The sequence below is a fragment of the Actinomadura geliboluensis genome, assembly GCF_005889745.1.
GTDB classification, from domain to species: Bacteria; Actinomycetota; Actinomycetes; order Streptosporangiales; family Streptosporangiaceae; genus Spirillospora; species Spirillospora geliboluensis.
Genome location: NZ_VCKZ01000320.1, coordinates 1 through 10,676, shown reverse-complemented (window position 1 = coordinate 10,676; position 10,676 = coordinate 1). Strand labels below are relative to the sequence as shown.

Here is a 10,676-nt window from a genome sequence, read left to right as displayed (position 1 = left end):
CCATCAGGTGGCGCAGCAGCCGCTCCGCCCGCACGTCGAGGATCCGCGGGTCGCGGGCCAGCTCCGCGAGCGGGGCGGGCCGTCCGGCGGGCGCGCGCAGGATGCAGACGATCCCGGTGCCGCTCGACAGCACGGTCACCCACGCGGTGTCGGGCCGCCGCGCCAGCGACCGGGCCAGCGCGCCGGCGGCGGCGGGCGGCACGCGCAGGCGCACCAGCCATTCGGCGTGGCCGAGGCCGCGCGTGTCGACGACGGCGGTGACGCGGGCGGCGCCCGCGGCGCGCAGCCGGGCGAAGCGGCGGGCCACCGTCCGGTCGGACACGTCGAGCACGCCGGCGATCCTGCTGAAGGGGGCGCGCCCGTCGAGATGGAGCGCGTGCAGCAGCCGCAGGTCGACCGGGTCGAGGGTGACCGAATCCACCCGATGATGGTAGTTCGATGTCGGATCGCGGCGTCTGCCCCGCCCGTGGGGGACGGGACGGCGGTCGCCGCTGCAGCATCCCCGTATGGCAGACGACACGCACGACATCCGCGGCTTCCACCACGCCGGCATCGTGACCCGCGATCTGGACGCGCTGGAGCGCACCTACCTCTCGTTCGGGTTCACGCTGAGCCCCCGTTCCCGGCACCTGCTGAACGAGCGTCCCGGCGAGCCGCCGGTGCCGGGATGCACGGCCAACCGGTGCGCCCTCTTCGGCGGCGCCTACATCGAACTCCTGGGCATCGTGGACGAGTCGGCGCCCGACCCCTGGCGCACCAAGGCGATGGTCGCCGACTACGAGGGGTTCCGGCTGCTGAACTTCGACACCGGCGACGCCGAGGCCGCCGACCGGCGGCTGACCGCCGGGGGGCTGCGCACCTCCGGCGTCCTCGACCTCGAACGCGACGTCGACACCGAGGACGGGACGCGCACCATGCGGGCCCGCGCCCTGCACCTCGACCCGCGCACGACCCCGGAGGCGTACGTGGGGATCGCGCAGCACCTCACCAGCGAGTACGTCCACCAGCCGCGCCACCTGCGGCATCCCAACGGCGCGCGGGCCCTGGAGGCGGTGCTGATCGTGGTGGACGACGGCGAGGCCGACGCGATCACCGCCCGGTACGCCCGCATCCTGCGGACCGAGCCCCGGACGCTGGGGCCGCGCACGGTGCTGGACCTGGCGGCCGGACGGCTGGAGCTCGTCCGGGCCTCGCGCGCGGAGGAGGTGCTGCCCGGCGAACCCGCCCCGGCCAAGTCCTACCTGGCCGCGATGACCGTCGCGGTGGACGACGTCGCCGCCGCGCGCGCGATCGTCGAGGCCGGAGGCACCGCGACCCGCGCCGCCGACGGCGGTTTCACCGTGTCCGCCCGCGACGCCCACGGCGCCGCGCTGCTCTTCACCGCCCGATGATCGCCGAGACGGCCGCGGGCCGCGTCCGCGGCGTCCCCGCCGGCCCGGTCACCGCCTTCCGCGGCATCCCCTACGCGCTCGCCGACCGGTTCGCCGCGCCCCGGCCGGTGCCGCCGCGGCCCGGCGTCCGGGACGCCGCCGGGCCGGGCCCGGCCGCACCGCAGCCCCCGTCCCGCCTGGAAGGCGTGATGGGCGCCTTCCAGACGCCGCAGGCCGAGCAGTGCCTGTACCTGAACGTGTGGGCGCCGCCGGGCGACGGCCGCCCGGTCCTGGTCTTCCTGCACGGCGGCGGGTACACCAGCGGCTCGGGAGGGATCGGCTGGTACGACGGCGCCGAACTCGCCGCCGAGGGCGACGTCGTCGTGGTGACCCTCAACTACCGCCTCGGCGCGCTCGGCTTCCTCCGCCTGCCCGGGGTGTGCGAGGGAAACCTCGGGCTGCTCGACCAGCTCGCGGCCCTGCACTGGGTCCGCGACAACATCGCCGCGTTCGGCGGCGACCCGGACGACATCACGGTGTCCGGCCAGTCCGCCGGTGCCCAGTCCATCCTGGCGCTGCTCTCCGGCGGGCGGGCCCGCGGGCTGTTCCGGCGCGCGATCCTGCAGAGCACCCCGGCGGGCATGCTTCCCGACCAGGCGGACGATGCCGAGCGCACCGGCCGCCTGCTGCTGGACGAACTGGGCATCGACCCCGGCCGGGCCGACCGCCTCGCCCGCGTCCCGGTCACCGCGCTGCTGGCCGCCCAGGGCGCGGTCGCCCGCCGCACCGCCGTCCCGCTCAGCGCCGTCCCTCCGTTCCAGCTGGTCGCCGACGGCGACCTGGTCGCGGCCGACCCGGTGGGCGAGGTCGGCGCGCGCGCCGCGGACGGCGTCGAGCTGCTGATGGGCACCACCCGCGACGAGGCGGCGGCGTTCTTCGCCCTCGACGACCGAGTGGCGGCGCTCGGCCCGGACGACCTGGCGCGCGTCGCCGCCGACTGGTTCGGCGACCCCGGCCGCGCCGCACCGGACGGCCGGACGGCCACGCGGATCGCCATCGACCTGGCCACCGAGCAGCTGTTCGACGAACCGACGCGGCGGCTGGCGCGGGCGCTCGCCGAGCACGGGGCGGTGCCATGGCTCTACCGCTTCGACTGGCATCCGCCGCAGAGCCCCTACGGCGCCTGCCACTGCATCGAGCTGCCCTTCACCTTGGGCAGCGCGGCGGCCTGGCGCGACGCGCCCATGCTCGCCGGCGAACGGCCCGCCGGCCTGGTCGAGCGGGTGCGCCGTGCCTGGACCGGCTTCGTCCGCGAAGGCGACCCCGGTCTGCCCGCCGGCACCGTCCACCACTTCACCTGACCGCGCGCGGGGCGTCAGCCGATCTTCAGATGGGCGATCACGGGGTCGTGGTCGGACGGGTAGGTATCGCCGTCCCGGTAGGGGTCGATCTCCGTCCAGACCGTGCGGACGGCACCGCGCGCCAGGATCCAGTCGATGCGCCTGCCGTCCCTCTCCGGCGGGAGCCAGTGGTTCTCGGTGCGGTACTGCGGGCCGCGCCGGCCGGCGGTCGTCCACGTGTCGCGGAAGGCGTCGGCGCCGGTGAGGATCGAGTACACCGGCGACGCGCCGGCCGCGGCGTTGAAGTCGCCGGTGAGCACCACGGGCACGCCCGCGTCGAACGCGCGGACGCGGTCGAGGATCAGCCGGGCGCTCCTCACCCGCGAGTCCGCCGACATGTTGTCCAGGTGCGTGTTGGCCTGGTACAGCACCGCTCCGGTGCGGCGGTCGCGGAGCTTGGCCCAGGTCACCATCCGGACGTAGCGGTTGCCCCAGGTGGTCGAGCCGATGACGGACGGGGTGTCGGACAGCCAGAAGTGGTCGAAGTCGAGCACCTCGAACCGGTCCCGGCGGTAGAAGACCGCCAGGAACTGGTCGCGGGTGCCGCCCTGGCTGCCGAGGCCGACCCAGCCGTAGTCCTTCAGCACCCGAGTCAGATCCTTCACCTGGTACCAGCGGGCCTCCTGCACGCCCAGCAGGTCGGGGCGGTGGCGGCGCAGGACGCGCTCGACGAGCGGCAGCCGGGTCTTCCAGTCCCTGGGCGGCGGATCGTTCACGCCGCGCAGGTTGTAGGTCATCACGCGGACCGTCCCGTCGTCGTCCGCCCTCGGCGCGCCCAGCACGAAACCGGACACGAGCACTGCCGCCGCGGCGGCGACCAGCGGCCAGAACCAGCGCCGGTGCCGGACACGTCCGAGCATCGCTCCCCTCCCGCCGCTTCGAGGATAGTCTCGGCGCCTTGAGCGGGCCGGTCCGGTTTTCGGTACCGTCCTTCATCTCCGAGGGCCGCAACGACATGGCGGCGCGCCTCAGCGAACGAACGGCAGCAACTCGTGCCTTGCGCCCGGCGTCGGCTGCGCGGTGATGCGGACACCGTCCTCCTGGTGCCAGCGAAAACTCAGGAAAACGGCGGCGGCCAAGCCGAGCACCCATGCGACCGGGGTCACGATGAACAGGAACTCCGGATCTCCATAATGGCCGGACTCGAAACGGAATATCTCGAACGACCCCGCCGCGACCACCAGCAGTGCCAGCGCGACCAAGCCCAGCCAGCGGCGCCGCGCCCTCCTGGTGCGCTGGACGGAGTGGACCCGCAGCCGAACCACACCGTCACATGCGCCGCACCGCACCTCGATGACGCTGCTTCCCCGGTCGGGTCGCAGGACTTCTACCGGAGACAACCTGTAGCGGTTCACGATCGTGTCGCCGACCTGGCGTGTGCTCACCATATGGTGCAGCTGCACGGAGTGGCGCCTGGCTATCGCGCGCAATTCTCACTCTCCCAACGTGCGCCGTGGTCGGTATCAAGACTGGCAGCGCCGCACCCCATTGATCCATGCTCTCGGACAAAAGGCCGGTCGGCAGACAGCCGATTCGGAGGCCGTCGGCGATCTCGGATCTTCGTGCAATACCGGGCGCGTGGCCGACCAAGAAGGGGAAACAGTACTGTCCTGGTGGAGGGCTCGGTCGCCCCCTGCACCCTCGTCCTGGGCCGAGCCTGGGACTGGAGCAGTGCCTGCGCGGCTGCGGAGTGCGCGCCTTTCGTCCCCCTGAGGATTTCCGCAGGAGGCGGGGTGCGGTGACGCGGCGGGATCCGATGGTTTGCCCCATGGGGCCGGGACCGGCCCGGAAATAGCGTCGTCCGCGTGGAGATCAAGAAATCGGTGACGGTGCGGGTGGCGCGGTGGAGTGCGCGGCGGCCCTGGACGGCGATCGGGCTGTGGACGCTGTTCGTCGTGCTGTGCCTGGCGCTCGGCGGCGCCGCCGGCACCAACAAGATCAGCGACGCGGAGTCCGGGGTCGGGGAGTCGGGCCGGGCCGGGCGCATCGCGGAGTCCGGGCACTTCCCGGAGAAGCCCGAGGAGAGCGTCCTCATCACGCGCACCGAGGGCGGGAAACTCGACGCCCGGACGGCCAGGGCCGCCGCCGCGGACGTCGTCCGGCGGATGAAGGCGCTCCCCGAGGTCGAGTCGGTCGGACGCCCCGTCCGGTCGCCCGACGGCACCGCCGTGCTCGTGCCGGTGACCATGAAGGGCGACACCGAGACCGCCGACCGGCGCGTTGACCCGCTGCTCGCGCAGAGCGCGGAGGTGCAGCGGGCCAACCCCGGCCTGCGCGTGGAGCAGGTCGGGACGGGCTCGACGGCCAAGGGGCTCGGCGAGACGCTCGGCGAGGACTTCAAGCGGGCCGAGTTCATCAGCCTGCCGCTCACCCTGCTGATCATGCTGGTGGTGTTCGGCGCCGTCATCGCCGCGGGCGTGCCGGTGGCGCTGGCGCTGTCGTCGGTCGCCGCCGCGATGGGGCTGTCCGCGCTGGTCTCGCACGTGCTGCCCGCGACGAGCGCGATCAGCAACGTGATCCTGCTGATGGGGATGGCGGTCGGCGTCGACTACTCGCTGTTCTACCTCAAGCGGGAGCGGGAGGAGCGGCGCCGGGGCCGGCCGGACGCGATCGAGATCGCGGCGGAGACGTCCGGGCACACGGTCGTCGTGTCCGGCATGACGGTGATCGTCGCGATGGCCGGGCTCTACCTGGCCGGCGAGGCGACGTTCTCGTCCCTCGCCACCGGCTCGATCATCGTCGTCGCGGTAGCCGTGCTCGCGTCCCTCACCGTGCTGCCCGCGCTGCTGGCCAAGCTCGGACGCTGGACGGACCGCCCGAGGATCCCCGTCCTGTGGCGCCTCACCCTCCGACAAGGCGAGTCGCGGCTGTGGCCGGCGCTGCTGCGCCCCGCGCTGAACCACCCGGCGGTCACCCTGGCGGTCTCCACCGGGCTGCTCCTCCTGCTGGCCGCCCCCGCGCTGGACATGCGGCTCAAGCAGCCGGGCTCGGACGACCTGTCCCGCGACATCGCCGTCGTCCGGTCGATGGACCGGCTGACCCACGCGTTCCCCAGCGAGGGGACCGTCCACGAGGTCGCGGTGCGCGCCCCGGCCGACCGGTCGGACGAGGTCGAGGCGGCCCTCGCCGCCCTGGCCCGCCGCACGGCCGCCGACCCGCTCTTCGCGCACGACCGCCGTCCCGCCGTCAAGGCGTCGGCCGACCGCCGGGTGCACCTGATCGGCATCGCCACCCCGCACACGCCCAACAGCGACGGCGCCCGTCGCTCACTGGAGACGCTCCGCGCCTGGGTGCCGCAGGCGGTCGGCGCCGTCCCCGGAGCCGAGTACGCCGTCACCGGCAAGGTCGCCGAGGGCGTCGACTTCACCGACCACCTGGAGAAACGACTGCCGCTGGTGGTCGGCTTCGTCCTGCTGCTGACCCTCGTGACGATGGGCCTCATCTTCCGCTCGCCCGCGATCGCGCTGTCGACCACGCTGCTCAACCTGCTGTCGGCGGGCGCGGCGTTCGGCGTGCTCGTGGCGGTCTTCCAGCACACCTGGGCGGAGAACCTGCTGGACTTCACGTCCTCCGGCGCGGTCGTCTCCTGGCTGCCGCTGTTCCTGTTCGTGATGCTGTTCGGATTGTCGATGGACTACCACGTGTTCGTCGTGAGCCGGATCCGCGAGGCCGCCCGGCACGGCCTGCCCACCCGGGACGCCGTCCGCGAGGGCATCACCCGCTCGGCCGGCGTCGTCACCAGCGCCGCGATCGTCATGGTCGCCGTCTTCTCGATCTTCGGGACGCTCAGCATGGTCGAGTTCAAGCAGCTCGGCGTCGGCCTGGCGGCCGCCATCCTGATCGACGCGGTCGTCATCCGCATCTTCGTCCTGCCGGCTCTGATGGCGCTTCTGGGCTCCTGGAACTGGTGGCCGAACCGTCCGTCCCCGCGACACCACCACTTTCCCCAGGCGCCGGCCCATCCCCATCCTCCGTACCCTCCGCATCTGCTGCGCAGGCCGTGAGCCGGGCGGCTCCAAGCGCAACGTGCCTGACCCCACTGGCTCGGGTCAGGCACGTTGCGGCACAAGGGCGGATGGGGGCGCTTCGCCTACCGGGTCGTGCAGACCCAGGTGATCCAGCGGCCGCCGCCTGCGTTGTTGATGGCGTTGCGTTGGGCTGCGGCCTTGGTGGAGCCGTGGCCGCCCCAGTACTTGTTGGTTCTGGAGTTGAAAGCGACGGCGCCGCAGCCGTTGACGAAGGTGGTGAGGACCTTGCAGCCGGAGGTGGGGCATTCGTTCAGTGCCCGTCTCCTGGCGGCCGCCGCGCTGTCGTAGTCCCACGCCTTGCCGATCGCGCCGTTCCGTCCTACGGCGATGGCGCCATAGTTCTGCGGAGGCGGTGAGTAGGTCGGCGCCGAGGTGGTCGGCTCCGAAGTGGGGAAGGACGGCGGGCTGTAGGTGGGCGGCGTCGGGAGACCCGAGTACGTGGGCCTCGAAGCCACCGATGTCGTGCTCGGGCGATCATCATCGTCGTCGGACCAGAACAGCACGGCCGCGCCGCCGCCGACCAGCAGCAGGAAGCCCGTGACGGCCACGATGACGACGATCATCCCGTTGCCGCCCTTCGGCGGCCGAGGACCGGACGGGCCCCAACCGGGAGGACCGCCGGGCGGCGGCCCCCAACCGGGAGGGCCGGGAGGACCGGCCGGAGGCCGATGGGGCGGCGGGCCGCCGTGGGGCGGCGGTGGAGGATGCACGGTGAAAGCCCCCGGAGTGCGTTGTTATACGGAAGATCGTGGTGAATCCTCCATCGGACGGAGAGGCGGTCTGCGCGGTTCCCCGTTCGCCCGCATCGGCCGTCTGCGGAGTGCGACGCCGTTCGAATCCGCTACTTGTTCGCGAATGAAGCCGATAGGGCGGGGTGCGTCAGAAACCCCCGTAGGGGCGCGGCAGCGGGCGGTCGCCGAGATGTGGATCATGGTCGGCGCGCCGAGGGGCGGGGGCGACCTGTGCGTCCGAGTCATGAATGGACTGGACGAAGGGATCTTTCGCTGTCGTTGTCCTCACCGTCAGCGGGTCACGGCAGAGCGCTGACCGTCCGGGCAATTGCGATCCCTCAAGGCAGGGCAGGGGCCGGTGGGGCTCGCCGAGTTCTGTCGGACGCCGCCGTCCTGCAGATGCACGTGGGTGCGTGGCCGGGGTCGCCGCGCTCCTGGCGGTGAGTGCGTGGCCGGGCCTTCTAGCGGAGCAAGGACCGCTGATGCAGGTGGACGGCTGGGCCGGCCACTGGCGGGTGGGTGCTCACGTCCCGGTTGTTGTGGGTTGCTGTCACGTTGGTTGCGGTCGCCGGTTCCAGATGGGTGAGCATGGTTGCGGTAGGTGCGGGGTGCGGCCCGCACCTACCTACCTGGTGGTGCAGACCCAGGTGATCCAGCGGCCGCCGCCTGCGTTGTTGATGGCGTTGCGTTGGGCTGCGGCCTTGGTGGAGCCGTGGCCGCCCCAGTACTTGTTGGTTCTGGAGTTGTACGCGACGGCGCCGCAGCCGTTGACGAAGGTCGTGAGGACCTTGCAGCCCGAGGTGGGGCACTCGTTCAGCGCGCGCCTCCTGGCGGCCGCCGGGGTGTCGTAGTCCCACGCCTTGCCGATCGCGCCGTTCCGTCCTACGGCGATGGCTCCATAGTTCTGCGGAGGCGGTGAGTACGTCGGCTCGGGGGTTGGATCCGAGGTGGGGAAGGACGGAGGGCTGTACGTGGGCGGGCTGTAGGTGGGCGGCGTGGGAAGACCCGAGTACGAGGGCCTCGAAGCCACCGACGTCGTGCTCGGAGAGTCATCGTCGTCCGACCAGAACAGCACGGCCGCGCCACCGCCGACCAGCAGCAGGAAGCCCGTGACGGCCACGATGACGACGACCATCCCGTTACCGCCCTTCGGCGGCCGAGGTCCGGGCGGGCCCCAACCGGGAGGACCACCGGGAGGCGGGCCCCAACCAGGGGGACCGGGAGGACCGGGAGGGCCGGCCGGAGGCCGGTGAGGCGGCTGGCCGCTATAGGGCGGTTGCGGTGGTTGCACGGTGAAAGCCCCCGGAGTGCGTCGACATCCGGAAGATCATAGCGATTCCTCCATTCGTCGGCCATGGGCGGCGACAGAATTCAGTCCTCTAGGGAATGTTCGCTACTTTGTTCGAATGGATCGGATATCATGGGAGGGAGTGAGGGGGGAGTGATGATGTCGGTTCAGCCGTTGTTCCGTGTCGCTGATTGCGAACCCTCACCGCCCGTTCCGCGGCCCGTCCCGGACCTGACCGGCGACCTGGGGAGCCTGTCCGACGCCGAACTGCTGGACGCCGCGGTCGCCGCGCGCCGCCAGACCTCCTGGGCGCAGGCCCGCGAACTGGCCGCGATCGCCGAACTCACCCGCCGCCGCACCGCCGACGAGGAGAAGGAAGAGCCCGACGTCCGGGTCCTGTCGGCGCACGAATCGGTGATCGAGGAGGTCGGGGTCGCGCTGACGGTCACCGGGAACGCCGCAGCAACCCTGGTCGACCTGGCCGAACGCCTCCACACCGTCCTCCCCGGCACGCGGCAGGCCCTTGCGGCCGGACGCATCGACCTCGCGCGGGCCCGCGTCATCGCCGACGCCTGCCAATCCCTGCCCGGGCACCTCGCCGCACGCATCGAGGCCGCGATCCTGGACGAGGCCCCGATTCGCACGACCGGGCAACTGCGCCGCAGACTCAAGGCCCTCACCAAGCGTCTCGCTCCCGAGGAGTCAGACGAACGCGCCCGCGCGACCGTCAAGAACCGCCGCCTCGAACTGTGGGAGACACCCGCCGGCACCGCCGCCCTCGCCCTCACCGACATCGCCCTCGAAGACGCGCACGCCGCGCACAACAAGATCAGTGCGGCGGCCCACGGCATCAAGGCGAGCGGCGACCCTCGCACCCTCCATCAGCTTCGCGCCGACCTGGCCACCCGCCTCCTCCAGGGCGCCACCCTCCCGGACGCCGTCCGCGCCACCTTCGACGCCGCCCCGTCCACCGATCCGCCCACACCGACCTGGCCCGCTGGTCTGGAAGCGCCATCGGCGGAAGAACGGCCCGCGCCGCACACGGCCCAGCCTGTAATGCCGCGAGTCCTTGCCACCGCATCTCTTGATGGCGCAGTGGGTGCCGAACAACCCCAGGACATGGACGGCCGTCGGCACCTGAGCACCGTTCCGCCTCCTAACGATGCCGCCCCGCACGAGGCTCTACGACAGCAAGTTGCCGAGGCGGTTCAGCGCTGCCTCACCCACGTTCACCGCCAGGCCCGCGCCACCGGCACCCTGGACCGGCTCCCCGCCGCGATCGGCGAAACCGTCCAGCACTTGCACCACGAATTCGCCGAGCCCCGAGCCACGGCCTGCCGCAACGGCCTCGACCAGCACGGACAGCCCGGATACCGGCCCTCCACCGCGCTCCGCCGCGAGATCGCCGAACGCCACCCCACCTGCGTGTTCCCCACCTGCAACCAGCCCGCCCACCGCTGCGACGTCGACCACACCGTCCCCTGGCCGACCGGCGCCACCTGCCGCTGCAACCTCGCACCACTCTGCCGCCGACATCATCGGACGAAACAGTCACGCGGCTGGAAGCTCACCCAGGTCTGGCCGGGCCTGCTCGTCTGGATCACCCCCTCGGGCACCTGGCACATCACCCGCCCCAGCCGGGAATGACTCGCTCGGCCTCGGAGCCACTCACACCATTCTGCTGCCGGCATCATCGGACGAAGCAGTCACGCGGCTGGAGGCTCGCCCAGATTGGACCGCCCCGGCGATGTTGGAGGCTCAGATTGTTGGTTCTCAGCCGGTCTAGGTCGCTGTGCCACGTGACCGGTTGAACGCTTCCTCGTACTCGCGCGGGGGAATGTTCCCGCAGTAAGAATGTA

9 protein-coding genes are annotated in these 10,676 nt (G+C 72.1%); 4 read left to right on the top strand and 5 right to left on the bottom strand.

The genetic code is table 11. The annotated features are described in order from the left end of the window. On the bottom strand, positions 1-421 hold a 421-nt coding region (locus tag ETD96_RS32750), incomplete at its 3' end, for an AsnC family protein (protein ID WP_138640353.1). Positions 422-506: 85 nt separating this feature from the next. Here ETD96_RS32750 and ETD96_RS32745 point away from each other — a divergent pair. Further along, on the top strand, positions 507-1,391 hold the full coding sequence (locus tag ETD96_RS32745; RefSeq protein WP_138640352.1) for a VOC family protein: 885 nt from the start codon (positions 507-509) through the stop codon (positions 1,389-1,391). Beyond that, complete coding sequence (locus tag ETD96_RS32740; protein WP_138640351.1) at positions 1,388-2,731, top strand: carboxylesterase family protein; 1,344 nt, start codon at positions 1,388-1,390, stop codon at positions 2,729-2,731. Before ETD96_RS32745 ends, ETD96_RS32740 begins: the two co-directional genes overlap by 4 nt. Before the next feature lie 14 nt (positions 2,732-2,745). Here ETD96_RS32740 and ETD96_RS32735 read toward each other — a convergent pair whose 3' ends face one another. Together ETD96_RS32735 and ETD96_RS32730 are read right to left on the bottom strand one after the other, a co-directional pair. Next, complete coding sequence (locus ETD96_RS32735; RefSeq protein ID WP_138640350.1) at positions 2,746-3,630, bottom strand: endonuclease/exonuclease/phosphatase family protein; 885 nt, start codon at positions 3,628-3,630, stop codon at positions 2,746-2,748. Between the two features lie 108 nt (positions 3,631-3,738). After that, the gene (locus tag ETD96_RS32730; protein ID WP_138640349.1) at positions 3,739-4,173 is read right to left on the bottom strand and encodes a hypothetical protein; all 435 of its coding nucleotides are present in this window, start codon (positions 4,171-4,173) and stop codon (positions 3,739-3,741) included. Positions 4,174-4,575: 402 nt separating this feature from the next. On the opposite strand from ETD96_RS32730, the gene ETD96_RS32725 reads away from it, so the two are divergent. Next, positions 4,576-6,774: an MMPL family transporter gene (locus ETD96_RS32725; protein ID WP_240808390.1), complete on the top strand. Its 2,199-nt coding sequence runs from the start codon at positions 4,576-4,578 to the stop codon at positions 6,772-6,774. Between the two features lie 86 nt (positions 6,775-6,860). Here the strand turns inward: ETD96_RS32725 and ETD96_RS32720 are convergent, their stop codons facing one another. Next, the gene (locus ETD96_RS32720; protein ID WP_138640348.1) at positions 6,861-7,361 is read right to left on the bottom strand and encodes a DUF4189 domain-containing protein; all 501 of its coding nucleotides are present in this window, start codon (positions 7,359-7,361) and stop codon (positions 6,861-6,863) included. 793 nt (positions 7,362-8,154) lie between these two features. Then, positions 8,155-8,664 (bottom strand): DUF4189 domain-containing protein, encoded by a 510-nt coding sequence (locus ETD96_RS32710; RefSeq protein ID WP_138640346.1) that lies wholly within the window; start codon positions 8,662-8,664, stop codon positions 8,155-8,157. Between the two features lie 309 nt (positions 8,665-8,973). Between ETD96_RS32710 and ETD96_RS32700 the strand changes: the two genes are divergently transcribed. Then, positions 8,974-10,464 (top strand): HNH endonuclease signature motif containing protein, encoded by a 1,491-nt coding sequence (locus ETD96_RS32700; RefSeq protein ID WP_171069348.1) that lies wholly within the window; start codon positions 8,974-8,976, stop codon positions 10,462-10,464. Positions 10,465-10,676: the final 212 nt, after the last annotated feature.